At 63.7% G+C, this 24,616-nt stretch carries 20 protein-coding genes; 12 read left to right on the plus strand and 8 right to left on the minus strand.

Annotated features, from left to right (window positions below):
* Window positions 1–29 precede the first annotated feature (29 nt).
* Both LQV39_RS14940 and LQV39_RS14945 read left to right on the plus strand, forming a co-directional pair.
* The gene (locus LQV39_RS14940; RefSeq protein ID WP_230026922.1) at window positions 30–473 is read left to right on the plus strand and encodes a hypothetical protein; all 444 of its coding nucleotides are present in this window, start codon (window positions 30–32) and stop codon (window positions 471–473) included.
* A 177-nt stretch (window positions 474–650) separates the two neighbouring features.
* Entirely contained in the window at window positions 651–824 is a 174-nt protein-coding gene (locus LQV39_RS14945; protein WP_230026923.1) for a hypothetical protein, read from the plus strand.
* On the opposite strand, the gene LQV39_RS14950 is transcribed toward LQV39_RS14945, so the two are convergent.
* The 5 genes from LQV39_RS14950 to LQV39_RS14970 all read right to left on the minus strand — a co-directional run bounded on the left by LQV39_RS14950 (window position 825) and on the right by LQV39_RS14970 (window position 5,170).
* Window positions 825–1,412: a UbiX family flavin prenyltransferase gene (locus LQV39_RS14950; protein ID WP_230026924.1), complete on the minus strand. Its 588-nt coding sequence runs from the start codon at window positions 1,410–1,412 to the stop codon at window positions 825–827.
* A complete protein-coding gene (gene grxD / locus LQV39_RS14955) occupies window positions 1,405–1,728 on the minus strand; it encodes a Grx4 family monothiol glutaredoxin (protein WP_230026925.1) in 324 nt (107 codons plus the stop codon). The genes LQV39_RS14950 and grxD overlap by 8 nt, the downstream gene beginning before the upstream one ends.
* Window positions 1,729–1,847: 119 nt before the next feature.
* Window positions 1,848–4,202 carry a Tex family protein gene (locus LQV39_RS14960; protein ID WP_230026926.1) on the minus strand — a complete coding sequence of 785 codons (2,355 nt, stop codon included), beginning with the start codon at window positions 4,200–4,202 and terminating at the stop codon, window positions 1,848–1,850.
* A gap of 87 nt (window positions 4,203–4,289) precedes the next feature.
* Complete coding sequence (locus tag LQV39_RS14965) at window positions 4,290–4,835, minus strand: DUF2812 domain-containing protein (protein WP_230026927.1); 546 nt, start codon at window positions 4,833–4,835, stop codon at window positions 4,290–4,292.
* On the minus strand, window positions 4,832–5,170 hold the full coding sequence (locus tag LQV39_RS14970) for a PadR family transcriptional regulator (RefSeq protein ID WP_230026928.1): 339 nt from the start codon (window positions 5,168–5,170) through the stop codon (window positions 4,832–4,834). The genes LQV39_RS14965 and LQV39_RS14970 overlap by 4 nt, the downstream gene beginning before the upstream one ends.
* A 278-nt stretch (window positions 5,171–5,448) precedes the next feature.
* Here LQV39_RS14970 and LQV39_RS14975 point away from each other — a divergent pair, with 278 nt between their 5' ends.
* From LQV39_RS14975 to LQV39_RS15010, 8 genes are all read left to right on the plus strand, one after another.
* The gene (locus LQV39_RS14975) at window positions 5,449–8,559 is read left to right on the plus strand and encodes a DEAD/DEAH box helicase (RefSeq protein WP_230026929.1); all 3,111 of its coding nucleotides are present in this window, start codon (window positions 5,449–5,451) and stop codon (window positions 8,557–8,559) included.
* Between the two features lie 280 nt (window positions 8,560–8,839).
* Window positions 8,840–10,066, plus strand: coding sequence for a PAS domain-containing sensor histidine kinase (locus LQV39_RS14980; RefSeq protein WP_230026930.1), 1,227 nt, complete (start codon window positions 8,840–8,842; stop codon window positions 10,064–10,066).
* On the plus strand, window positions 10,063–10,743 hold the full coding sequence (locus LQV39_RS14985) for a response regulator transcription factor (RefSeq protein ID WP_230026931.1): 681 nt from the start codon (window positions 10,063–10,065) through the stop codon (window positions 10,741–10,743). Before LQV39_RS14980 ends, LQV39_RS14985 begins: the two co-directional genes overlap by 4 nt.
* Window positions 10,744–10,791: 48 nt before the next feature.
* Window positions 10,792–11,052 (plus strand): hypothetical protein, encoded by a 261-nt coding sequence (locus LQV39_RS14990; protein WP_230026932.1) that lies wholly within the window; start codon window positions 10,792–10,794, stop codon window positions 11,050–11,052.
* A gap of 69 nt (window positions 11,053–11,121) precedes the next feature.
* Entirely contained in the window at window positions 11,122–11,832 is a 711-nt protein-coding gene (locus LQV39_RS14995) for a transposase (protein ID WP_230026933.1), read from the plus strand.
* A 212-nt stretch (window positions 11,833–12,044) separates the two neighbouring features.
* Window positions 12,045–16,766 (plus strand): glutamate synthase-related protein, encoded by a 4,722-nt coding sequence (locus LQV39_RS15000; RefSeq protein WP_230026934.1) that lies wholly within the window; start codon window positions 12,045–12,047, stop codon window positions 16,764–16,766.
* 147 nt (window positions 16,767–16,913) lie between these two features.
* Entirely contained in the window at window positions 16,914–18,377 is a 1,464-nt protein-coding gene (locus LQV39_RS15005; protein WP_230026935.1) for a glutamate synthase subunit beta, read from the plus strand.
* A 201-nt stretch (window positions 18,378–18,578) separates the two neighbouring features.
* On the plus strand, window positions 18,579–19,367 hold the full coding sequence (locus LQV39_RS15010) for a PEP-CTERM sorting domain-containing protein (protein ID WP_230026936.1): 789 nt from the start codon (window positions 18,579–18,581) through the stop codon (window positions 19,365–19,367).
* Between the two features lie 3 nt (window positions 19,368–19,370).
* Here the strand turns inward: LQV39_RS15010 and LQV39_RS15015 are convergent, their stop codons facing one another.
* The 3 genes from LQV39_RS15015 to LQV39_RS15025 form a co-directional block, all read right to left on the minus strand.
* On the minus strand, window positions 19,371–20,126 hold the full coding sequence (locus tag LQV39_RS15015; RefSeq protein ID WP_230026937.1) for a 3-hydroxyacyl-CoA dehydrogenase NAD-binding domain-containing protein: 756 nt from the start codon (window positions 20,124–20,126) through the stop codon (window positions 19,371–19,373).
* A 19-nt stretch (window positions 20,127–20,145) separates the two neighbouring features.
* Window positions 20,146–21,726, minus strand: coding sequence for an isocitrate lyase (locus LQV39_RS15020; protein WP_230026938.1), 1,581 nt, complete (start codon window positions 21,724–21,726; stop codon window positions 20,146–20,148).
* A gap of 240 nt (window positions 21,727–21,966) precedes the next feature.
* Window positions 21,967–22,638, minus strand: a complete 672-nt coding sequence (locus tag LQV39_RS15025; protein ID WP_230027071.1) for a dienelactone hydrolase family protein — start codon at window positions 22,636–22,638, stop codon at window positions 21,967–21,969.
* A gap of 370 nt (window positions 22,639–23,008) precedes the next feature.
* On the opposite strand from LQV39_RS15025, the gene LQV39_RS15030 reads away from it, so the two are divergent.
* Together LQV39_RS15030 and mlaE are read left to right on the plus strand one after the other, a co-directional pair.
* Window positions 23,009–23,812, plus strand: coding sequence for an ABC transporter ATP-binding protein (locus tag LQV39_RS15030; protein WP_230026939.1), 804 nt, complete (start codon window positions 23,009–23,011; stop codon window positions 23,810–23,812).
* Window positions 23,809–24,591, plus strand: a complete 783-nt coding sequence (mlaE, locus tag LQV39_RS15035; protein ID WP_230026940.1) for a lipid asymmetry maintenance ABC transporter permease subunit MlaE — start codon at window positions 23,809–23,811, stop codon at window positions 24,589–24,591. The genes LQV39_RS15030 and mlaE overlap by 4 nt, the downstream gene beginning before the upstream one ends.
* Window positions 24,592–24,616: the final 25 nt, after the last annotated feature.

Consider the following 24,616-nt stretch of genomic DNA (forward strand, 5'->3'; position numbering starts at 1 on the left):
TCACATAAGGTCTGAACCATGGAGAAACCATGACAGCCCTGCATGAACCACTAGTACCTCCGATGAATTCGACCAACGAGCGTGAGAGCTTCAGCGAGCGTTTGCAGCAAGCGCTGAAGAATGCCCACTACTCGCCGGACAGCCCGACACGGCTGGCGCGCGAATTTAACATTCGTTTCGAAGGCCGTCCGATCACGGTCCACGCCGCCCGCAAATGGCTGGTTGGCGAAGCCATTCCGACCCAGGAAAAGCTGCGCATGATCGCCCAGTGGCTGGGCGTGCCGGCAGACTGGCTGCGCTTCGGCGGTTCCGAGAACGCCCCGGCCAACGGTGAAACCGCCGACGCATCGGCGCGTTTCGAATCGGCCGACGTCAAGCTGATCGCCGACCTGCAGCGCCTGGATGAGCATCACAAGCAGCTGGCACGCGAGTTCATCCGCATGCTGGTGCGCATGAACCACCAGCCGAAATAATTCCTGTCCATACAAGAACGGCCCGGCCCGGGAATCCCCGCGCCGGGCTCTTGTCATTTTTATTCCTTACTGCAATTTTTCTTCAAACGGACGGCACAAATGGCCGAGTCTCGCGCATAATCTACACGCTACTGGCGCCCGCCAGCGTTATCGGTCATATAAGGATGCAGTGCCCTCATGATTAATAACTACAGCAGTACCGCGCAGTTGAAAGACCTCATGACCGCGCCGCCGATGACAGCGGCGCAACACGCAGAAATCATGCGCAAGCGTAACGAGCAACGCAGGAAAATCGAAGACGCAAGAGAAGCAAGGAAGGAAGAGCAGGAAAGGTACGGGGAACGACGCTGATCAGGCGTCTTTCATGCCGCCCCAGCGCGGCGCGAGATCATTCTCGATCCCCAGCAGGTCGATGACACGTGCGACCGTGTGGTCGACCATCTCGGCTATGCTGCCCGGCTTGTTATAAAAGCTCGGCAGCGGCGGGAATACGATGCCGCCCATCTCGGTGACGGCCGTCATATTGCGCAGGTGCGCCAGGTTGAACGGCGTCTCCCGCACCATCAGCACCAGGCGCCGGCGTTCCTTCAGGATCACGTCGGCCGCGCGTGCGATCAGATTATCCGAGATGCCATGGGCGACCGCCGCCAGGGTCTTCATCGAACAGGGTGCGACCACCATGCCGTCGGTCTGGAACGAGCCGCTGGCGATCGAGGCGCCGATTTCGCGGTTCTTGTGCACTACGTGAGCGAGCGCTTCCACATCGCGCCTTTGCAGGCCGACTTCCTGATGCAGGGTGAGGGACGCGGCGTCGGAAATGACCAGGTGGGTCTCGACGCCGGGGATGGCGCGCAGCCGCTCGAGCAGCCGCACGCCGTAGACCGCGCCGGTCGCGCCGGTGATGGCGACGACGATCCGGCGTGGCCTCGGATCAGCCATTCTGCTGCTTGTTGATCAGGGCTTGCAGTTCGCCGGATTCGTACATTTCGGTCATGATGTCCGAGCCGCCGACGAATTCGCCGTTCACGTACAGCTGCGGGATGGTCGGCCAGTTCGAGAATTCCTTGATGCCCTGGCGGACTTCCGCATCTTCCAGCACGTTCACGGTGGCAATGTTATCGACGCCGCAAGCCTTCAGGATTTGGATCGCACGGCCGGAAAAGCCGCATTGCGGGAACTGGGCGGTGCCCTTCATGAACAGCACGACCGGCGTCTTGGTGACGGTGTCTTTGATCCAGTTTTGTACGTCGCTCATTTGGTTTTGCCTTCGGGGTGAAATTTGGGAGGATGGCGGCATTTTATAAGAAAACGTGAATATACGCCGTCGTCCCCGCGGAGGCGGGGATGACGTGGAATCTGCCGCTGCAGACGGGTTTACTTCTTCAGCTTGGCAAACGCCGCCGCCATCGCGCCGCCGCTCGGGGCCGCCGCACGTTCCTGGCGCTGCTGTTGCTGCCCCATGCGCTTGCGGTCGTCGCGGTCGCCGCGCTGCTGCGGTTGCGAACCGGCTTGCGGCGCCGCGTCCGACAGACGCATGGTCAGCGCGATGCGCTTGCGCCTGGCGTCGACTTCCAGCACTTTGACTTTTACTACCTGGCCGGCTTTCACCACCGTGTGCGGATCTTTCACGAACGTGTTCGACAGCGCCGAGATATGCACCAGGCCATCCTGGTGCACGCCGATGTCGACGAAGGCGCCGAAGGCGGCGACATTGGTCACCACGCCTTCCAGGATCATGTCCGGACGCAGGTCCGAGATCTCTTCCACGCCTTCTTTAAACGTGGCGGTGGTGAATTCAGGACGCGGATCGCGGCCCGGTTTTTCCAGTTCCTTCAGGATGTCGCTGACGGTCGGCACGCCGAATTTTTCATCGGCATACTTGGCCGGGTTCAGGGTCTTCACCAGCGAGCCGTCGCCGATCACGGTCTTGATGTCGCGCTTGATGTCGGCCAGGATCTTCTCGACCACCGGATACGACTCCGGGTGGACCGCCGATGCATCCAGCGGATTATCGCCGTTCATGACGCGCAGGAAGCCGGCCGCCTGCTCGAAGGTTTTATCGCCCAGGCGCGGCACCTTCTTCAGTGCGGCGCGCGAGGAGAAGGCGCCCTGCATGTCGCGGTAGGTGACGATGCTCTGCGCCACGCTGGCGGACAGGCCCGACACGCGCGCCAGCAGTGGCGCCGAGGCCGTGTTGACGTCCACGCCGACGGCATTCACGCAATCCTCGACCACGGCGTCGAGCTGGCGCGCGAGCTGGGTCTGCGAGACGTCGTGCTGGTACTGGCCGACGCCGATCGATTTCGGGTCGATTTTTACGAGTTCCGCCAGCGGGTCCTGCAGGCGGCGCGCGATCGACACGGCGCCGCGGATGGAGACGTCCAGGTCCGGCAGTTCGCGCGAAGCGAATTCCGACGCCGAATACACCGAGGCCCCAGCCTCCGACACCACGATCTTCGTGAGCTTGAGCTCAGGCCTCTGCTTGATCAGGTCCTGGGCCAGCTTATCGGTCTCGCGCGAGGCGGTGCCGTTGCCGATCGAGACCAGCGATACATTGTGCTTCGCGGCCAGCTGGCCCAGCACATGCAGCGAACCGTCCCAGTCGTTGCGCGGCGCATGCGGGTAGATGGTGGCGGTGTCGACCACCTTGCCGGTCGGGTCGACCACGGCCACTTTGACGCCGGTGCGCAGGCCCGGGTCCAGGCCCATGGTGGCGCGCGGGCCGGCCGGGGCGGCCAGCAGCAGGGCCTTCAGGTTGCGCGCGAAGACCTGGATCGCGTCCGTCTCCGCCTTGTCGCGGAGAAGCCCCATCAGTTCCGTCTCGATGTACATGAAGCTCTTCACGCGCCAGGTCCAGCGCGCGGTGTCGAGCAGCCACTTGTCGGCCGGGCGTCCCGCGCCCTTGATGCCGAAGCGCGCCGCGATCCGGGCTTCGCAGGGATTGAGCGGGGAATCCCACTTCGGCTTTTCCTCTTCGGTATCCAGGCGCAGGGTCACGTCGAGTACACCTTCGCGGCGGCCGCGCATCAGCGCCAGCGCGCGGTGCGAAGGCACGCTGGACAGCGGCTCGGCGTATTCGAAATAGTCGGCAAACTTCTCGCCTTCTTCCTGTTTTCCCTCCACCACCCTGGACTCGACCACGCCGTGGTCCTGCACGTATTCGCGCAGCGCTTGCAGCAATTCCGCGTCTTCGGCGAAGCGCTCCATCAGAATCTGGCGCGCGCCGTCCAGCGCCGCCTTGGTGTCCGGCACGCCGGGGTTGTTCACGCCATCGGCATTGGCAAACGCTTCGCGCAGGTATTGGGCGGCCACGTCTTCGGGATTCTGCGCCGGGTCGGCCAGCAGCGAGTCCGCCAGCGGCGCCAGGCCGGCCTCGATCGCGATCTGGGCCTTGGTGCGGCGCTTCTGCTTATAGGGCAGGTAGAGGTCTTCGAGGCGGGTCTTGTCTTCGGCCAGCGAGATCGCCTGCAGCAGCTCCGGCGTCATCTTGTTCTGTTCCGTGATCGAGGCGATCACCGAGGCGCGGCGCTCTTCGAGTTCGCGCAGGTAGCGCAGGCGTTCTTCCAGCAGGCGCAGCTGGATGTCGTCCAGGCCGCCCGTCGCTTCCTTTCGGTAGCGGGCGATGAAGGGCACGGTCGCGCCCTCGTCGAGGAGGGCGACGGCGGCGGCCACCTGGGCCGGTTTGGCGGACAGTTCTTGGGCGAGGCGTTGTTCGATCGAGGGCAGCATGGGACGCAGAATCAGTAGGTCAGGCGGTCAATGATACGCAAACCCGCCGGATGCGCCAGTCTTGACAGCCCGATTCGAACATGCGTCTCAGCCGGGCAGAGGGCCGCGTGGCTGGCGAATTTTCAGCAGCAGGCGCAGGATGCCATAGGGTACCAGCAGCGCCCACACGCCGAGGATGAGGCCCAGCACCACCAGTGAAGGCGTCGACAGGCGCTGCAGGATCCCCTGCTGGTTCATCAGGATGCACCACACCGTCAAGGGCGTCGCGCTGGCCACGAGCACCCCCAGCAGCTGCTTGAACTTCTTCATGCGCGAGGCCGCGTCGGTGAAGATTCGCGGCGCCTTGCCGTTGACGGCGGGGATGCGCCAGTACTGCCAGCCGACCGTGGTCGCGGCCAGGGTCCAGCCGGCATCCCGCATCAGCTGGTGGAAATCGGTCTCGCTGGCGGTGCCCGCATAATTGACGCGGTAGACGATATCGGCCGGCGCAGCGCGTCGGAAGGTCCAGAAACACAGTGGATTCACCTTTACCAGGTGCAGTCCCTGCTGCGCCATTTCACGCAGCCAGAACTCTTGCTCCTCGTCCTGGTCGGCCCAGAAGAGCTTGAACCTGGTGATCGTCGTCTCGCTCATGCCGCCTTCTCCTCGTTTTGTTGGTTCAGTACAAATTGGCCATTGCGCGCCATGGTCATCAGGCGCCGCACTTGTTCGGCCAGCACCAGCCTGCCCTTGTCCGTCAACTGGTAGGTCTTGCGCCGGTCCTGCTCGCTGACCTTTTCGATCAGCGCCTGTTTTTCCAATGCGGCAAAGGCGCCATACAGGGTGCCCGGGCCGATCACCACCTGTCCCTCGCTCATGGCCTCGACCTTCTGCATCAGCGCATAGCCGTGCAGGGGCTCGTCGAGCGCCGCCATGACGTAGTAGGTGGCTTCCGATAAGGGAAGATATTTGCTGACATCGGTGTCCAATCGGGCTCCCCGGTAAGTATATCGGCATCCGACATATCGTTGATCGATATAGTAGCAGCCTTTTCTAATTCCGGAACCGTGGCGAAGTGAAGCGGTCCATCAACATATTGGCCGCGCTCGTTCGTGTGGGGGTGGTGCAAACGCGCAGAAGCGTGTAACTTTTCTCTCTTTCGGCCAGTAAAGATTTCTTGGCAAGGTGCGATTCCGAACAAAACAGAACGGAGCGCATGAACGATAATATCGGTTGTTGTTTTTCTTCATACAGACTCGTGAGACCCATGCACACAGTTGATTTTCATCGCGACGACACCAGCGAGGCACCACCAGCCCGAGCGCCTGCACGCGCGCCGGCCCTGCCCGCCCCGGTGTTGAGCTGGCTGCAAAGGGTCGAAGCGGCAGCACATCCCCAGCCGAAGCTGACCGCGGAAGTCGCCGACCCCAAAGCCGTCCAGTACAAATTCGTTTATGTCATGGCCCCGACCAGCGGCGGCCGTCATGTCGCGGTGTGCCTGTGCAAGGCCCGCCTGCGCCCGAACGGCGACGTGGCCGCGGCCAGCCCGGTCGGCGAAGTGTTTTCGCTGCTGTCGGCGCCGCCCGCTTACCTGGAAGGCGACGACGAGGATCTGGTCCGTTTCTTCATCGCCATGCGCAGCGGTTCGAACCAGAGTACCAGCGCCACCGAGCCGAAGGGCAAGGTCGGCGCCATCCTGCTGCAGCAGCTGCTGGAGCAGGGCAAGCTGCTGTGGGCGAACTCGTGGTCGGACATGGGCAATGGTTTGCTGTATCCGCTGCAGGCCGGTCCGGTCCGCAAGGCCAGCCTGGCCTGGCGCGACGAAGGCCGCACAGCCAAGCTCGGCTGGTCGGTGGAGCCGGCCAAGGGCGCGACCCATGCCGGCGCCGACCTGGTCGACTACATGCTGCCGACCGATCCGCCGTGGTATATCGACAATCTGTCCTGCGGGCCTCTCGAGCTGAACCGTGGCGGCATCGACATCTCGCTGGCCGACCTGCAGGCACTGGTGGCCCAGGCCCCTATGCTTGCCGGCAACGACAAAAAGCGCGTCTCGCAACTGCTGCTGGCGCACGGCCTGCAGCAGCTGATGCCGCTGCCGCAGCCGCTCACCCAGCGCCTGCGCGACGACGTCAAGCCGGTGCCGCACCTGATGCTGGACGCGATTCCGGTCGCCGAAGGCACGGGCCAGCGCTGGCAGGACTTTGCGGTCCTGGCCTTCGACTATGACGGCCAGCGCATCTCCTTCGACCCCGCCCAGCGCGTGGTGCGCCAGATCGGCGACGTCACCGAGGTCATTGCCCGCGACGAAGCCGCCGAGGCGAAAGCGCTCGACATCCTCAACAAGATGGGCTTCCGCAAGCCGGCTTCGGCGCCGCTGAGCACCCTGTCCGGCGCCCTGCTGCTGGATGGCCAGGCGCAGTGGCTGCGCTTTGCCGGCAACGACCTCGAATCGCTGACCGACCTCGGCTGGCAAGTGCAGAAATCGGCCAAGTACCGCTACGACGTGGTGCCGGTCGAGGACTGGTATGCCGACATCGACGAGCCGCCGGAAGCGGGCAATGCCTGGTTCGAACTGGAGCTGGGCATCGTCGTCAACAGCAAGCGCGTGCCGCTGCTGCCGGTGCTGGTCCAGCTGATCCGCAATGCGCCGCTGGATTTCAATCCGGAAGTGCTGGCCGCGCACCAGGAAGCCGACCAGATGCTGGCGACCCTGTCCGACGGCGTGCGCGTGGCGCTGCCCTGGGGCCGCGTCAAGCCCATCCTGTCGACCCTGGGCGAACTGTATTTCAACGACAAGATCAAGGCCAGGGTCCGCCTGTCGACCCTGGACGCGGCGCGCCTGGAAGAGCTGGCGCGCGGCGCCGAGTTCACCTGGACCGGCGGCGAACGCCTGCGCGAAACCGGCCGCAAGCTGAGCCAGTTCGGCAAGGTGAAAAAGGTCGAGGCGCCGGCCGGCCTGCAGGCGACCCTGCGCGACTACCAGCTGGACGGCCTTGCTTGGATGCAATTCCTGCGCGAATATGACCTGGGCGGCATCCTGGCCGACGACATGGGTCTCGGTAAAACCGTGCAGACCATCGCCCACATCCTGACGGAAAAGGAAGCGGGCCGCCTGACCAATCCGGCGCTGGTGATCGCCCCGACCAGCCTGATGATGAACTGGATGGAAGAAGCCGCGCGCTTCGCCCCCAGCCTGAAGGTGCTGCTGCTGCAGGGCAAGGAGCGCATGGAGCTGTTCGACCAGATCGACGGCGCCGACATCGTGCTGACCACCTACGCCCTGCTGCCGCGCGACGAGGAAAAGCTGCGCGAGCACGAGTACCACCTGGTGATCCTGGACGAATCGCACTACATCAAGAACACCCGCTCGAAGGCGGCGCAGACGGCCGGCTCGCTGAACGCGCGCCACCGCCTGTGCCTGTCCGGCACGCCGCTCGAGAATCACCTGGGCGAGCTGTGGTCGCAGTTCCACTTCCTGCTGCCGGGACTGCTCGGCGACGAGAAGACCTTCAACAGCCAGTTCCGCCACCCGATCGAACGCCAGGACGACCCGGTGCGCCGCATGCTGCTGAACCGCCGCATCAAGCCTTTCCTGCTGCGCCGGACCAAGGACAATGTTGCCAAGGAACTGCCGCAAAAGACGGAGATGATCCGCCGCATCGAGATCAGCGGCCCGCAGCGCGACCTCTACGAGACCGTGCGCCTGGCAATGGACAAGAAGGTGCGCGAGGAAATCGACCGCAAGGGCGTGGCGCGCAGCCAGATCGTGATCCTGGAAGCGCTGCTCAAGCTTCGCCAGGTCTGCTGCGACCCGCGCCTGGTCAAATCCATGCCGTCGCGCAAGAACACGGCGGCGATTTCGGCCAAGCTGACCGACCTGATGCAGATGGTCGACGACCTGCTGGGAGAGGGCCGCAAGATCCTGGTGTTCTCGCAGTTCACCAGCATGCTGGCCCTGATCGAGGAAGAGCTGGAAGCGCGCGGCATCCGCTATGCGCTGCTGACCGGCGAAACCCGCGACCGCTCGGCCCAGGTGGCCGCCTTCCAGCAGGGCGCGGTGCCGATCTTCCTGATCAGCCTGAAAGCCGGCGGCGTCGGCCTGAACCTGACCGCGGCCGACACCGTGATCCACTACGATCCATGGTGGAACCCGGCCGCCGAAAACCAGGCCACCGACCGCGCCTGGCGCATCGGCCAGGACAAGCCGGTGTTCGTCTATAAACTGATCGCGAAGGGCACGCTGGAAGAGAAGATCCAGCTGCTGCAGCAGAAGAAGTCGGAACTGGCGCAGTCGATCCTGTCCGAGGGTGAGTCGCAGAAGATGGCGCTGACGCAGGAAGATCTGCAGGCGATTTTTGCGCCGCTGGAAGACTAAGCTAGTAAGTACCGCCGTTCCCGCGAAAGCGGGAACCCATACTGAAGCACCGGATTCGAAAAGTACGCATGCAAGCGAACTTAATGACTTCGGCTACTCAGCATGGGTTCCCGCTTTCGCGGGAACGACGTTTTTGCGCTATGCCTCCGTACGTACAAATCAAGCCGACATATGCACCATGCGTCCCCAAAGCAACGCCTAGAGCAGCTGTTCTATACAAATCGCTAAACAGCGCACTATACTTCCTGACTGAAATTAATTAACTCCCGCGAAGGTATCCATGGCCCGCAGCGCTCCTGTTCTTCCGCCTGGCGATGCGCAGCCCACGTCCACCTTGGCCACGGCCGACGCCTTCCGCAGCATCGCCGAACTCGGCGGCGATATCGTCTTCATCATCGATTGCGCCAGCGGCCTGCCCGTCTATCTCAGCCCTCATGTCAACGATATGCTGGGTTATGGCGTTCATGATGTTCATGAACATTTGTCAACTAATGCAAAGGGCCCGCTGGCGCCGCTCTGCGCCGGTCTGCAGGAACGCCTGCGCCGCTTCGCCGCGGGCGATGGCTCGCGCCTGCGCGTGGCGCGCGAGTTCGAGCTGCGCCGCCCGGATGGACGCGAGGTGCTGGTGGAAGTGATTTCGACCCTGCTGCTGGACGAGGCGGGCAGGGCGCAGGCGCTGGCCGGCATCGTGCGCGACCTGTCGGCGCGGCGCGAGCAGGAACGCGAGCAGAAGCGCTTTGCCAGCATGCTGAACCACGAGTTCCGCACGCCGCTGTCGACCATCGACGGCGCCATCCAGCGGCTGGAAGCAACCAATGCGAATGCCGACGAGCCGACGCGCCAGCGCCACCGCAAGATCGCCACGGCCACCGACCGCCTGATCGCGATGCTGGACGATTACCTGTCGCCGGAGCGGATGGCGGCGCTCGGGCGCCAGCGCCAGGCGAATACCGTGGCGCCGCGCCTGCTGCTGGAGGAACTCGTGGCGCAGGCGCGCGTGGCCGGCCGCAAGGTGAGCTTGAGCGCGGAGGCCTTGCCGGCCAGGCTGCGCGGCGAGCCTGCCGGCCTGCGCCTGGCGCTGAAGATCCTGCTGGAAAACGCGCTGCGCTACACGCCTACCGCCAGCAGCCTGGCCGTGCTGGGTCGTCCCGTGGGCAATGGCGTCGAGCTGGCGCTGCGCGACAGCGGACCGGGCGTCCCCGCCGCCGATCTGCCGCGCATCTTCGACAAGGGCTATCGCGGCAGCAATGCGGCCGGCCTGCCGGGCAGCGGCCTGGGGCTGTACATGGCGCGCTCGCTCGTCGAAGTCCATGGCGGGACCCTGGAGCATGCGGCGGCGCCGGAAGGTGGGGCCGAGTTCCGCTTGTGGCTGCCGGTGCAGGATGCGCCGGGGAAAGGTCTTGCCTCAAGCGAGACCAGCAGTGATAATCGGGACGGCCTACAGGGTAGCCGCCCGACGGAAAGAGATCCGGGAACTATAAATACGAGAAACATGGCCAACCCATGACGCAAATACTGATTGTTGAAGACAATGGCGAATACGCCGGCGACATGGCCGACTTCCTCACGGAGCTCGGCCACGAGGTCACGATCGCGACCACCGCCGGCGACATGTGGGCGGCACTGACCCGCACGCCCGCCGCAGTGGTGGTGCTCGACCTGGGCCTGCCCGACGAAGACGGATTCAATGTCATTCCGCGGATGCGCCAGCTGTATCCCGAGATCGGCCTGCTGGTGCTGACGGGGCGGGTCGCGTTCGACAACCGCATCCTCGGCCTGCGCCTGGGCGCGGACCACTATCTGACCAAGCCGATTAAATTCCCGGAGCTGGCCGCCCACATCGAGGCGCTGGACCGCCGCGTGCGTCCGCAAGAGCCGGCGCCGGCGCCGAGCAAGTGGACGCTGCGCGTCTCGGCCCGCCAGCTCGAGCTGATGGGCAAGATCATCGACCTGACCGAAAAGGAATGCAATTTCCTGCACCTGCTGACCATCAACACCCGGCCGGTGCCGCGCCAGGTGATCGTGGCCGGCATGGGCGGCGACGACCCGGACGCCAGCCGCCGCGTCGACATGCTGGTCTACCGCCTGCGCAAGAAGGCGCGAACGGGCCTGGGCCAGGATCTGCCGCTGCGCAGCGCCTACGGCGAGGGCTACAGCCTGTCGGCCGGGTTTACGCTGGCCTGATTCTTCATTTACAGTAGGGGCCTCGCGCGTTACCGAACGAGGCTGGCCATGAGGTTCCGCTGTCCCTGGGAAGAAGTCGACGGTTTCACGAGCCTGGCGGAGTTCCGCAGCTTCGAACGCTGGCTCACCGGCCAGGTCAGCGGCGGCATGGCCAGGCAGGTGCCGGTCGGCAGTCCCTACCTGCATGGCAATGGCGGCCTGATCTTGGTCGAAGTCTGGTATATCCACCTGCAGAGCCGGCAAACCTGGCGCCTGGTGTGGCCGGAACCGCCCTTCGACGGCATCTTCCAGCCGATTTTCGATAATTAGGGACAGAGCGATGCATATTTTTCGTGCATTCGAATATAATTGGGGACAGAGTTCAATTCCCAAGACGCCATGGCCCGCCAACCCCGCCTGATCCTGCCGAACCAGCCCCACCTCATCCTCCAGCGCGGCAACGACAACCAGCCGATTTTCCGCGACGACGAAGACCAGGAACGCTTCCACGCCTGGCTGCAGGAATGCGCCCGGCTGTACCGGGTGGCCGTGCATGCCTATGTCTTGATGCCGAATCACCTGATCCTGCTGGCCACTCCGCAGGACGAAGACGGGCTGGCGCTGATGATGCAGAAGGTCGGCCGTCATTACGTCCCCTGGTTCAACAAGAAGTATGGCCGCTCGGGCACCCTGTTCGAGGGGCGCTTCCGCACCTCGCTGGTCGACGCCGCGGCCTGGTTGCTGGCCTGCAGCCGCTACCTCGAACTGGCGCCCGTGCAGGCGCGCCTCGTGTCCGACCCGGTCGGCTACCGCTGGTCGAGCTATGCCCATCATGCCGGCATGCGTTCCGATAGCCTGATCACTGACCACATGCTGTACTGGGGTCTCGGCAATACCCCCTTCCAGCGCGAAGCTGCCTACACCGAACTGGTGCAGCAGGGCGGCGGCAGGGAAGAGGAGGCCTTGATTGCCACCGCCCTCGCCAAGGGCTGGCCGATCGGCTCGCTCGCTTTCAAGACCGAGCTCGAAAAAAAGACCAAACGGCAGATTCTGCCAGCCAAGCGTGGCCGGCCCTTCAAAGCCAAAGCAGTCGCCGAGACTGTGGAATAACGTTCCGAGATTCCCTAGGATATTGATTTAATTTGATTTTTACAACCGTCTCAAACCTGAAGCACGCCTGAATCTACTGTGTCCCTATTTAATTTGAAAGGAAGAGTTTCCGAATTTAATTTGACTCCGACCCTAATTGTTGTGATTGATGTTTATTGTGCTCTGCACTATTCTCGGTCTTCAATCTTTCAAAAATGCTGTGGAGTCCCCTCATGATTGCCCAAGGTTTGTACGATCCCGCCAATGAACACGATGCCTGCGGCGTCGGTTTCATCGCCCATATCAAGGGCAACAAGAGTCATTCGATTATTGAACAGGGCCTGATGATCCTGAAGAACCTGGACCACCGCGGTGCGGTCGGCGCCGATGCGCTGATGGGCGACGGCGCCGGCATCCTGATCCAGATCCCGGACCAGTACTACCGCGACGAGATGGCGAAGCAGGGCGTGGAACTGCCGCCGCCCGGCGAATACGGCGTCGGCATGGTCTTCCTGCCGAAGGAGCACGCCTCGCGCATCGCCTGCGAACAGGAGATCGAGCGCGCCGTGCGCGCCGAGGGTCAGGTCGTGCTGGGCTGGCGCAATGTGCCGGTCGACGACGCCATGCCGATGTCCCCGACCGTGCGCACCAAGGAGCCGGTGATCCGCCAGATCTTCATCGGCCGCGGCCCGGACGTGATGGTCACCGACGCGCTCGAGCGCAAGCTGTACGTGATCCGCAAATCCTCGGGCCACGCGATCCAGGCTTTGAAACTCATGCACGGCAAGGAGTTCTTCGTCCCGTCCATGTCGGCGCGCACCGTGGTCTATAAAGGCCTGCTGCTGGCCGACCAGGTCGGCGTCTACTACAAGGACCTGCAGGACCCGCGCTGCGTCTCCGCGCTGGCCCTGGTGCACCAGCGCTTCTCGACCAACACCTTCCCGGAATGGCCGCTGGCCCACCCGTACCGCCTCATTGCGCATAACGGCGAGATCAACACGGTCAAGGGCAACTTCAACTGGACCCGCGCCCGCGAAGGCATGCTGAAGTCAGCCGTGCTGGGCGAGGACCTGCCCAAGCTGTTCCCGCTGATTTACGAAGGCCAGTCCGACACCGCCTGCTTCGACAACGCCCTGGAGCTGCTGGTGATGGCCGGCTACCCGATCGGCCAGGCGATGATGATGATGATCCCGGAAGCCTGGGAAAACCATGCGACCATGGACGAGAACCGCCGCGCCTTCTACGAATACCACGCCGCGATGATGGAGCCGTGGGACGGCCCGGCCGCGATGGCCTTCACCGACGGCCGCCACATCGGCGGCACCCTGGACCGCAACGGCCTGCGCCCGGCGCGCTATGTGGTCACCGACGACGACCTGGTCGTGATGGCATCCGAATCCGGCGTGCTGCCGATCCCGGAATCGCGCATCGTCAAGAAGTGGCGCCTGCAGCCAGGGAAGATGTTCCTGATCGACCTGGAAGCCGGCCGCATCATCGACGACAAGGAACTGAAGGACACCTACGCGAACGCCAAGCCGTATAAGGCCTGGATCAAGTCGGTGCGCATCAAGCTCAACGAAATCAAGGTCACCGAGAGCCAGCTGGCGCAGAGCCGCGTGAAGGATACGCCGGCGCAGGGCGAAAAGGCGGCGATCTCGCTGCTCGACCGCCAGCAGTCCTTCGGCTACACCCAGGAAGACCTGAAGTTCCTGATGTCGCCGATGGCCGTGCTGGGAGAGGAAGCCACCGGCTCGATGGGCAACGACTCGCCGCTGGCGGTCATGTCGAACAAGCTGAAACCGCTGTACGCCTACTTCAAGCAGCTGTTCGCGCAGGTGACCAACCCGCCGATCGACCCGATCCGCGAAGCGATGGTGATGTCGCTGGTGTCCTTCATCGGCCCGAAGCCGAACCTGCTGGACACCAACAACGTCAACCCGCCGATGCGCCTGGAGGTGTCGCAGCCCATCCTCGGCTTCAACGACATGGCGCGCCTGCGTTCGATCAGCCTGCACACCGGCGGCAAGTTCAAGTCGTATGAGCTGAACATCTGCTATCCGGTCAGCTGGGGCAAGGAAGGCATCGAAGCGTCGCTGGCCTCGCTGTGCGCGGAAGCCGTCGATGCCGTCAAATCCGGTCACAACATCCTGATCGTCTCGGACCGTGCGATGTCGGGCGAGCAGGTTGCGATTCCGGCCCTGCTGGCGACGTCCGCCGTCCACCAGCACCTGGTGATGCGCGGCCTGCGTGCTTCGACCGGCCTGGTCGTCGAAACCGGTTCGGCGCGCGAGACCCATCACTTCGCGCTGCTGGCAGGCTACGGCGCGGAAGCCGTGCACCCCTACCTGGCGCTGGAGACCCTGGTCGAGCTGGCTGCCCACCTGCCGCACCCGATGTCGGCGGAAGAGGCGGCCAAGAACTACACCAAGGCGGTCGGCAAGGGCCTCATGAAGGTGATGTCGAAGATGGGCATCTCCACCTACATGTCCTACTGCGGCGCGCAGATCTTCGAAGCCATCGGCCTGAACAAGTCGCTGGTCGACAAATATTTCAAAGGTACCTCGTCCACCGTGGAAGGCATCGGCCTGTTCGAAGTGGCCGAGGAAGCGCTGCGCCTGCACCACCTGGCCTTCGGCAAGGACCCGGTGCTGGCGAACAGCCTGGACGTGGGCGGCGAATACGCCTACCGCGTGCGCGGCGAAGACCACCTGTGGACGCCGGATGCCATCGCCAAGCTGCAGCACTCGACCCGCGCCAACAACTTCAACACCTATAAAGAGTACGCGCAGCTGATCAACGACCAGAGCAAGCGCCATCTCACCATGCGCGGCCTGTTCGAATTCAAGATCGATCCGAGCAAGGCGATCCCGCTGGGCGAAGTCGAGCCGGCCAAGGAAATCGTCAAGCGCTTCGCCACCGGCGCGATGTCGCTGGGTTCGATCTCGACCGAAGCCCACGCGACGCTGGCGATCGCCATGAACCGCATCGGCGGTAAATCGAATACCGGCGAAGGCGGCGAAGATCCGGCCCGCTACATGGGCGAGTTCAAGGGCATCAAGATCGCCAAGGGCGAGACCCTGGCCTCGATCCTGGGCTCGGACCGCGTGGTCGCCGACATCCCGCTGCAAGAGGGGGATTCGCTGCGCTCGAAGATCAAGCAGGTGGCCTCGGGCCGTTTCGGCGTGACCGCCGAGTACCTGGCTTCGGCCGACCAGATCCAGATCAAGATGGCCCAGGGCGCCAAGCCGGGCGAAGGCGGCCAGCTGCCGGGCCACAAGGTGTCCGAGTACATCGCCTCGCTGCGCTTCTCGGTGCCGGGTGTCGGCCTGATCTCGCCGCCGCCGCACCACGACATCTACTCGATCGAAGACCTGGCCCAGCTGATCCACGATCTGAAGAACGCGAATCCGAGCGCCTCGATCTCCGTAAAACTGGTGTCGGAAGTCGGCATCGGCACCGTCGCCGCCGGCGTCTCGAAGGCCAAGGCCGACCACGTGGTCGTCGCCGGTCACGATGGCGGCACCGGCGCCTCGCCGCTGTCGTCGGTCAAGCATGCCGGCACGCCGTGGGAGCTGGGCCTGGCGGAGACGCAGCAGACCCTGGTGCTGAACGGCCTGCGCAGCCGCATCCGCGTGCAGGCCGACGGCCAGATGCGCACCGGCCGCGACGTCGTCATCGCCGCCATGCTGGGCGCCGACGAAATCGGCTTCGCCACCGCACCGCTGGTGGTCGAGGGCTGCATCATGATGCGCAAGTGCCACCTGAATACCTGCCCGGTGGGCGTGGCGACCCAGGACCCGGTCCTGCGCGCCAAGTTCCAGGGCAAGCCGGAACACGTGGTGAACTACTTCTTCTTCGTCGCCGAAGAAGCGCGCCAGCTGATGGCGCAGCTGGGCATCCGCACCTACGACGAACTGATCGGCCGCGCCGACCTGCTCGATAAATCGAAGGCGATCGGCCACTGGAAGGCGCAGGGCCTGGACTTCAACAACATCTTCTACCAGCCGAAGGTCGACAGCCCGCGCGCCCTGCTGCACAGCGAAGGCCAGGACCACGGCCTGGACCGCGCACTGGACCACAAGCTGATCACCCAGGCGAAACCGGCGCTGGAGCGCGGCGAGCGCGTGTCCTTCATTTCGCCGGTCCGCAACCTCAACCGCACGGTCGGCACCATGCTGTCGGGTGAAGTCGCCAAGCGCTACGGCCATGCCGGCCTGCCGGACGACACCATCCACATCCAGCTGCAGGGCACGGCGGGCCAGTCGGCCGGCGCCTTCCTGGCGGCCGGCATCACGATCGACCTGGTCGGCGAAGGCAACGACTACGTCGGCAAGGGCCTGTCGGGCGGCCGCATCATCGTGCGTCCGAACACGGAGTTCCGCGGCTGGGCGGTCGACAACATCATCGTCGGCAACACGGTGCTGTATGGCGCGATTTCCGGCGAAGCCTTCATCAACGGTGTGGCCGGTGAACGCTTCGCGGTGCGCAACTCGGGCGCGACGGCCATCGTCGAAGGCCTCGGCGACCACGGTTGCGAATACATGACCGGCGGTACCGTGGTCGTGCTGGGCGAGACCGGCCGCAACTTCGCAGCCGGCATGTCGGGCGGCGTGGCCTATGTGTACGACCCGAAGGGCGAGTTCGAACAGAAGTGCAACATGACCATGGTGAACCTGGAGCGCGTGCTCTCGACCAAGGAGCAGAGCGACAAGTCGACCTGGCACGCCCAGGGCCGCGGCAGCGAGCGCGAATCGGACGAAGCGATCCTGAAGCGCCTGATCGAACGCCACTTCAAGCACACCGGCTCGACCCGCGCCCGCAACCTGCTGGACGACTGGGCCACCAGCCGCGGCAAGTTCGTGAAGGTCTTCCCGACCGAGTACAAGCGCGCGCTGGAGGAGATGCACAACTCCAGCATGGAAGAGGCGAACGACAAGATCGAGCTGGCTGCTTAAACGCACGTAACGCGAAGAGCAGCACCGCACTTTGAATCGTCGTCCCCGCGAAGGCGGGGACCCAAGTTCTGCCGGCGCTAACGAAACGCAAACAAACTTGGATCCCCGCCTGCGCGGGGATGACGGTAACTAGATAAGGAAAACATTGTGGGTAAAATCACCGGCTTCATGGAATTTCAGCGCCAGGAGGAAGGCCACCTGGAACCTGCCGCGCGCCTGAAGAACTACAAGGAATTCACGCTGACGCTCAGCAACGACCAGGCCAAGGTCCAGGGTGCGCGCTGCATGGACTGCGGCATCCCCTTCTGCAACACCGGCTGCCCGGTCAACAACATGATCCCCGACTGGAATGACCTGGTCTATCACGGCAATTACCGCAACGCCGTCGAGAACCTGCATTCGACGAACAACTTCCCCGAATTCACCGGCCGCATCTGCCCGGCGCCTTGCGAATCGGCCTGCACGCTGGGCATCAACGACGAACCGGTGGGCATCAAGTCGATCGAGCGCAAGATCGCCGACGCCGGCTGGGAAAACGGCTGGATCGTGCCGCAGCCGTCGCTCGTGAAGACGGGCAAGAAGGTCGCGGTCGTCGGCTCGGGGCCTGCCGGCCTGGCCGCGGCCCAGCAGCTGGCGCGCGTCGGTCACGACGTGACGGTGTTCGAGAAGAGCGACCGCATCGGCGGCCTGCTGCGCTACGGGATCCCCGACTTCAAGATGGAGAAGGGCCTGATCGACCGCAGGGTAGAGCAGATGCAGGCCGAGGGCGTTTCTTTCCGCACCAGCACCCTGATCGGCAAGGATTTCCCGACCGTGGTCAGCAACATGGCGCGCGAGACCATCTTCCCGGAAGACCTGGTCAAGGACTACGACGCGGTCGTGATGGCCGGCGGCGCCGAGCAGCCGCGCGACCTGCCGGTGCCCGGCCGCGACCTGAAGGGCGTGCACTTCGCGATGGACTTCCTGCCGCAGCAGAACCGCGTGAACGCCGGCGACAAAGTGAAAGACCAGATCAAGGCCACCGGCAAGCACGTGGTCGTGATCGGCGGCGGCGACACCGGTTCCGACTGCGTCGGCACCTCGAACCGCCACGGCGCCGCCTCGGTGACGCAGTTCGAACTGATGCCGATGCCGCCCGAGCACGAAAACAAACCGCTGGTCTGGCCTTACTGGCCGACCAAGCTGCGCACCTCGTCCTCGCACGAGGAAGGCTGCGAGCGCGACTTCGCGGTGGCCACCAAGCGTTTCGAGGGTAAAGGCGGCAAGGTCGAGAAGGTCATCGCCTGCCGCGTCGAGTGGAAGGACGGGAAGATGATCGAAGTCCCGGACACGGAATTCGAACTGAAGGCGGATCTCGTGCTGCTGGCGATGGGCTTCGTCTCGCCGGTGCAGCAGGTGCTGGATGCCTTCGATGTGCAGAAAGATGCGCGCGGCAACGCACGGGCGACCGTCGACGGCGAGACCTCGTACCAGACCTCGGTGGCCAAGGTGTTCGCGGCGGGCGACATGCGCCGCGGCCAGTCGCTGGTGGTGTGGGCGATTCGCGAAGGACGGCAGTGCGCGCGGGCAGTGGACGAGTTCCTGATGGGGACTTCGGAGCTGCCGCGCTGATTGCGTTAAGGGCTTCCCTTTTCAGCGGCCTTTCAGGGCCGCTTTTTTTTCGCCTGTCGGAAAAGCTTACAGGTAGCCGACACAACGGCAGAGTTGCGTCTGTTAAATACTTGATTATCAGTGTCTTTTAAAACCGGGCGCAATTATTGCTTGGCTAAGCGCTGCAAGTCCGAGATGGAAGTCCAAACCAAGGGGATGATAATGAAAAGCAACCTGAATGTGATTCTGAAGCAAGCGATTCTTGCCGCGCTGGCTGTCACGGCGGTCGCAACGGCCAACGCCACTGAAGTGAAAGTTACGCCCGGCTCGCCGCTGTGGGTCAACCCGACAGGTGAAAACGGCGGCGGCGGCAGCAGTCAGATCACGGGCACCATGCCGCGCTCGGGCAACGGTTCGCTGGAAATGACGGGCGATCGCACCCGCATGTTCGGCCTCGGCAATCCATACGATCCGGGCAGCAATCTCGGCCTGCTCGACCAGCTGAGCCGCCTGACCTTCGACTGGGCAGTCGCTTCGTCCAGCGTCGCCAAGCTGGACCCCGACTACACGCCGGCACTGCGCGTGCACATCTTCGACGGGAATCAGCGCAGCGAGTTGATCTGGGAAGGCGCCTACAACAATATCTATGGCAATACGACGCACGGTCAATGGTACAGCTCCGGTACCAACGACATGTTCTATCGCTACGTGACCGGCAGCGGCGTCACCCTCAACAACGGCAGCCAGGTGAACATGTCGCTGGCGAGCTGGGAAGCCAGCAACTACTACAGCAACAACGCCTATATTGCCGGCTTCAGCGTCGGCGTCGGCAGCTCCGCCGGCTCGGACTATCTGGCCTTTGCCGACAACGTCACGATCGACCTGGGCCGCGCGTCGACGACCTACAACTTCGAACTCGACGCGGCCGATGTGCCGGAACCCGGTTCGCTGGCCATCCTGGGCCTGGGCCTGGCCGGTGTCGCCGCGGCGCGCCGGAAGAAGCGCGCCTGACTTTTAGTCGAGGGCCAGGTCGATGTTCCATGAGGCGGGAACATCGGCCCGTTGCGCCGGCGCTTTCACGTCGATGAAGGCGTGGCATGGGTCGCAGACTTCGGCCTCCTGCCCAAGCCGCCAGATGAGCGCGACCAGCGTGCCGAGGCTTGTCCTCGACGTGTCCTTGCCGGGCACGATCTGCCAGGTTTCCCCGGTCATCGATACGCTCCCCATGTGCAGGCCGAGCACCTCGCCGGCACGCCTGGTGTAGCAGGCGATGCGGCCGACGCCGGCATGCGACGCTTGCGTCGCCAGCACCGCGCCCGGCTTGGCAACCTGGTCGAGGCGGCGGAACAGCGCCTGCTTGCCCGCTGTGTCGGAGGGCGCCGCGTCGACAATCAGGTCGCAGTCCTTCAGGTGATGGAAATTGAGGGTCGCTGCCAGCAATGCCATCCTCCCGTCGCGCCCGTTCGCGCTGGAGCGGGCCAGTGCGATGCCCTCGTCGAGCGACGCGCGCTCCAGCTCGAAAAGGGTGACTGGGATACCGGCATCCAGCACGCGCAGGGCCAGGCCGATGCCGAAGCCACTGGCGCAGACGATGCCGACCCGCCCGACGGCCCGGCCGTGCGCCGCCAGGCCTTCCAGCGGATCGACGTCGGCGCTGCGCCGATGGGGACCGGGGTCCTCGTCCAGTGCGGCGATGCGGGCGTTCATCGCCCTCGCATCGATCCCGCCGGGCGCCAGCGTGTAGCGCGTTTCGTATTGCATATGACTCATGTGGCCTCCCCGCGATGGCTCAGAACTGGTTCATCGTATTGAGTGCGCCGGAGGCTTTCAGCGCCGCTTCGCCGCTGAAGTATTCCTTGTGATCGTCTCCCAGGTCCGAACCCGACATGTTCTGGTGCTTGACGCAGGCGATGCCCTGGCGGATCTCCTTGCGCTGCACGCCGGCCACATAACCCAGCATGCCCTGCTCGCCGAAGTATTCCCTGGCCAGGTTGTCGGTCGACAGCGCGGCGGTGTGGTAAGTCGGCAGCGTGATCAGGTGATGGAAGATGCCGGCTTCGCGCGCCGCGTCGGCCTGGAAGGTGCGGATACGCTCGTCGGCTTCGCGCGCCAGTTCGGAGTCGTCGTACTCGGCGCTCATCAGCTGCGAACGTTCGTAGCGCGACACGTCGGCGCCATCGAGCTTCATGCTGTCGAAGACCTGCTGGCGGAAGTTCAGGGTCCAGTTGAAGGACGGGCTGTTGTTGTAGACCAGCTTCGCATTCGGGATCACCTTGCGAATTTCCTTCACCATGCCGCCGATCTGCGCGATGTGCGGTTTTTCGGTTTCGATCCACAGCAGGTCGGCGCCGTTCTGCAGCGAGGTAATGCAGTCGAGCACGCAGCGTGCCTCGCCAGTGCCTTCGCGGAACTGGAACAGGTTGCTGGGCAGGCGCTTCGGACGCAGCAGCTTGCCGTCGCGCTTGATGACCACGTCGCCGTTGCCCATCGCGTCCAGCGACACTTCTTCGACGTCGAGGAAGCTGTTGTACTGGTCGCCCAGGTCGCCCGGCTCGCTAGTGTAGGCAATCTGCTTGGTCAGGCCCGCGCCCAGCGAATCGGTGCGCGCCACGATCAGGCCCTCGTCCACGCCCAGTTCGAGGAAGGCGTAGCGCACGGCGCGGATCTTGGCCAGGAAGTCTTCGTGCGGCACGGTGACCTTGCCGTCCTGGTGGCCGCACTGCTTCTCGTCCGAGACCTGGTTTTCGATCTGGATGCAGCAGGCGCCGGCCTCGATCATCTGCTTGGCCAGCAGGTAAGTCGCCTCGGCATTGCCGAAACCGGCGTCGATGTCGGCGATGATCGGCACGACGTGGGTGACGAAGTTGTCGATCTTGTCCTGGATGGCGGCGCGTGACTGGCCTTCCGCGGCGTCGAGCTGGCGGAACAGGCCGCCGAGCTCGCGTGCATCGGCCTGGCGCAGGAAAGTGTACAGCTCCTCGATCAGTGCCGGCACGGCGGTTTTCTCATGCATGGACTGGTCCGGCAACGGGCCGAATTCCGAACGCAGCGCGGCAATCATCCAGCCCGACAGGTAAAGGTAGCGGCGGTCGGTATTGTTGAAGTGCTTTTTGATGGAGATCATCTTTTGCTGGCCGATGAAGCCATGCCAGCAGCCCAGCGACTGGGTGTATTGGGAAGGATCGGCATCGTAGTTCGCCATGTCGCGGCGCATGATGCCCGCCGTGTAGCGGGCGATGTCGAGGCCGGTCTGGAAACGGTTCTGCGCGCGCATGCGTGCTGCGGACTCGGGATTGATCGCATTCCACCCGCTGCCCTGCTGTTGTTTGAGGTTGGCGATGGCCTGGATATCGTTCTGGTACTGAGACATGGTGCACTCCATTTGATGAATCGGAAATCGATGATTCATCATAGAGCGGATGCTGCAGCGCATCTTCTGTCTTATATAAGAATTGATTGAAAATTTAACTCATTAAATTCAATAACTTAGTAATAATGTTCCGTAGTGTGGAAAGGTGTTTTGCGCATCGCAACATCGAATCCGATTTGCGGCGCATCAGAATTCATAATGTGAAACGTGGTTTGGCTCTGTGAAAATACAGCCGAACAGCTAGGCCGCCCCCACGCCACGTGCGAAATGCCCAACGAACCACACGCTCGCCAGGCGCGCCACTTCTTCCAGCGTACCCGGCTCCTCGAACAGGTGGGTCGCGCCGGGGACGATCGCCAGTTCCCGCGGACAGTTCAGCTGGGCGAAGGCCTGCCGGTTCAGGGCGATCACGGCATGGTCGCTGCCGCCGACGATCAACAGGGTCGGCGCGGTCACGCCGTTCAGGGCCGAGACGCCGGCCAGGTCGGGCCGGCCGCCGCGCGAGACCACGGCGGCGATCGAGGGATAAGGGGCATTCGGAAAAGGGTGGTCGGGCACCAGCTGGCCGAGGTAGGGCTCGCCGAGATGCGGCTCGCCCGCCAGCCGCAAGGCCGCAGCGGCGCCGGTGCTGGCGCCGAACAGTCCCAGCGGCAGCTGCGCGGTGGCCGGCTCGCGCGCCAGCCATCGCGCCGCCGTGCGCAGGCGCAGGGTCAGCAGGGCGATGTCGAAGCGGATGTCGGGATGGGCTTCCTCATCGGCGCTGAGCAGGTCCAGCAGCAGGGTGCCGATGCCGGCCTCGCGCAGGATGCGGGCGACATAGTTATTACGCGGGCTGAGCCGGCTGCTGCCGCTACCGTGGGCGAACAGGACGATACCAAGCGGCTCGTGCGGGAGCTCCAGCATGCCTTCCATGCTGGCCTCTTCATGCTGGATGTGGATCAGCGCCCTCGCGTTCACGGTGGTCTCCCAGATGGTTCGACCCGCGATCCGCCCAAAAATTCAGTCCGCAAATGCCCCCTCGTAAAGGGGAAAGTGCAGCGCAACATGAACGTGCCAAGTCGTTGTTTCCATAAGGAATTTGTTAATAGAATTTATGATGATGCAACAATGTGAGGTATGCATATCTCATTTAAAACAAATACTTACGTAAAGAAATTATCTGACTCATTGTTCAGCAATGTTGTAATATCACGTCGATAAGCGCAGCAGAATTGGGCTGCCTCCAGCAGGGATTAACGTTTCTGCACTACAATACGAGATTCACCAAATACCAATATTCACTGTGCCCAACCTTGTCGAAATCCGCGATCTGCATTTTTCGTATGGAGATCGCCCCATCCTGTCGAATCTGAGCATGGATTTCCCGCGCGGCAAGCTGATTGCCGTGATGGGCGGCTCCGGCTCCGGCAAGACGACGGTGCTGCGCCTGATTGGCGGCCAGATCCGTCCCCAGCGCGGCACGGTCTCGGTAAATGGCGAAGTCGTCCACCAGCTCGATACGGAAAACCTGTACCGCCTGCGCCGCAAGATGGGCATGCTGTTCCAGTTCGGCGCGCTGTTCACCGACCTGACTGTGTTCGAGAACGTGGCCTTCCCGCTGCGCGAACATACCGATCTGCCGGAAGAAGTGCTGCGCGACCTGGTGCTGATGCGCCTCAACGCGGTCGGCCTGCGCAATGCGGCCAAGCTGAAGCCGAACGAGATCTCGGGCGGCATGGCACGCCGCGTGGCGCTGGCGCGCGCGATCGCGCTGGACCCGGAACTGATCATGTACGACGAGCCCTTCGCCGGCCTGGACCCGATCTCGATGGGCGTGACCGCCAACCTGATCCGCAACCTGAACGACACGCTGGGCTCGACCTCGATCCTGGTCTCGCACGACGTGAACGAAACCTTCAGCATCGCCGACTACGTGTACTTCCTGTCCGGCGGCAAGATCGTTGCCCAGGGCACGCCGGCGGAAATGCGGGCGTCCAGCGATCCGTATGTAAAACAGTTCGTGAATGCGGAGCCGGACGGTCCGGTGCCCTTCCACTATCCGGGCAAGTCGCTGGCCGAAGACCTGGGTCCGGGAGGCAAGCAATGATCGCGCGCTTTCTGGCCTTCATCGGCGCCTTCGTGCTGGACACGATCGCCCGCATCGGCTTCGTTACCCGTTCCTTCTTCAAGCTGCTGGGCCGGCTGCCCGGCGCGCTGAAGCGCCCGGCGCTGATCTCGGAGCAGGTCCATTTCATCGGCAATTACTCTCTGCTGATCATCGTCGTGTCCGGCCTGTTCGTCGGCATGGTGCTGGCCCTGCAGGGCTATTACACGCTGAGCCAGTTCGGCGCCGACGAAAAGCTCGGCCAGCTGGTGGCGCTGTCGCTGCTGCGCGAACTCGGACCGGTGGTTACCGCGCTGCTGTTCGCGGGCCGCGCCGGCACCTCGCTGACTGCGGAGATCGGCCTGATGAAGGCCGGCGAGCAGCTGTCGGCGATGGAAATGATGGCCGTGAACCCGATCCAGCGCGTGCTGGCGCCGCGTTTCTGGGGCGGCATGATCGCCATGCCGGTGCTGGCGACGATCTTCTCCGCCATCGGCATCATCGGCGGTTACCTGGTCGGCGTGCAGCTGATCGGCGTGGATGAGGGCGCGTTCTGGTCCCAGATGCAGGGCAATATCGACGTCCGCCGCGACATCCTGAACGGCGTGCTGAAGAGCTTCGTGTTCGGCGTGGCCGTCACCTTTACCGCACTGTTCCAGGGTTATGAAGCGCAGCCGACGCCGGAAGGCGTGTCGCGCGCGACCACTCGCACCGTGGTGATCGCCTCGCTGATGGTCCTGGCGCTCGACTTCGTCATGACCGCACTCATGTTCAATAAGTAATTAGAACTTTGGCTGATTAATCGCC

The sequence above is a fragment of the Massilia sp. Bi118 genome (assembly GCF_918697865.1).
In the GTDB taxonomy this organism is placed as follows: Bacteria; Pseudomonadota; Gammaproteobacteria; order Burkholderiales; family Burkholderiaceae_D; genus Telluria.

Bases quoted from the DNA above. Each gene is read 5' to 3' on its own strand.
- LQV39_RS14975 (WP_230026929.1), top strand. From the start codon at position 5,449: ATGCACACAGTTGATTTTCATCGCGACGACACCAGCGAGGCACCACCA.
- LQV39_RS14950 (WP_230026924.1), bottom strand. From the start codon at position 1,412: ATGGCTGATCCGAGGCCACGCCGGATCGTCGTCGCCATCACCGGCGCG.
- LQV39_RS14940 (WP_230026922.1), top strand. From the start codon at position 30: ATGACAGCCCTGCATGAACCACTAGTACCTCCGATGAATTCGACCAAC.
- LQV39_RS15020 (WP_230026938.1), bottom strand. From the start codon at position 21,726: ATGTCTCAGTACCAGAACGATATCCAGGCCATCGCCAACCTCAAACAA.
- mlaE (WP_230026940.1), top strand. From the start codon at position 23,809: ATGATCGCGCGCTTTCTGGCCTTCATCGGCGCCTTCGTGCTGGACACG.
- LQV39_RS14960 (WP_230026926.1), bottom strand. From the start codon at position 4,202: ATGCTGCCCTCGATCGAACAACGCCTCGCCCAAGAACTGTCCGCCAAA.
- LQV39_RS14980 (WP_230026930.1), top strand. From the start codon at position 8,840: ATGGCCCGCAGCGCTCCTGTTCTTCCGCCTGGCGATGCGCAGCCCACG.
- LQV39_RS15000 (WP_230026934.1), top strand. From the start codon at position 12,045: ATGATTGCCCAAGGTTTGTACGATCCCGCCAATGAACACGATGCCTGC.
- LQV39_RS15010 (WP_230026936.1), top strand. From the start codon at position 18,579: ATGAAAAGCAACCTGAATGTGATTCTGAAGCAAGCGATTCTTGCCGCG.
- LQV39_RS15015 (WP_230026937.1), bottom strand. From the start codon at position 20,126: ATGAGTCATATGCAATACGAAACGCGCTACACGCTGGCGCCCGGCGGG.
- LQV39_RS14985 (WP_230026931.1), top strand. From the start codon at position 10,063: ATGACGCAAATACTGATTGTTGAAGACAATGGCGAATACGCCGGCGAC.
- LQV39_RS14945 (WP_230026923.1), top strand. From the start codon at position 651: ATGATTAATAACTACAGCAGTACCGCGCAGTTGAAAGACCTCATGACC.
- LQV39_RS15025 (WP_230027071.1), bottom strand. From the start codon at position 22,638: ATGGAAGGCATGCTGGAGCTCCCGCACGAGCCGCTTGGTATCGTCCTG.
- LQV39_RS14995 (WP_230026933.1), top strand. From the start codon at position 11,122: ATGGCCCGCCAACCCCGCCTGATCCTGCCGAACCAGCCCCACCTCATC.
- LQV39_RS14965 (WP_230026927.1), bottom strand. From the start codon at position 4,835: ATGAGCGAGACGACGATCACCAGGTTCAAGCTCTTCTGGGCCGACCAG.
- LQV39_RS14990 (WP_230026932.1), top strand. From the start codon at position 10,792: ATGAGGTTCCGCTGTCCCTGGGAAGAAGTCGACGGTTTCACGAGCCTG.
- grxD (WP_230026925.1), bottom strand. From the start codon at position 1,728: ATGAGCGACGTACAAAACTGGATCAAAGACACCGTCACCAAGACGCCG.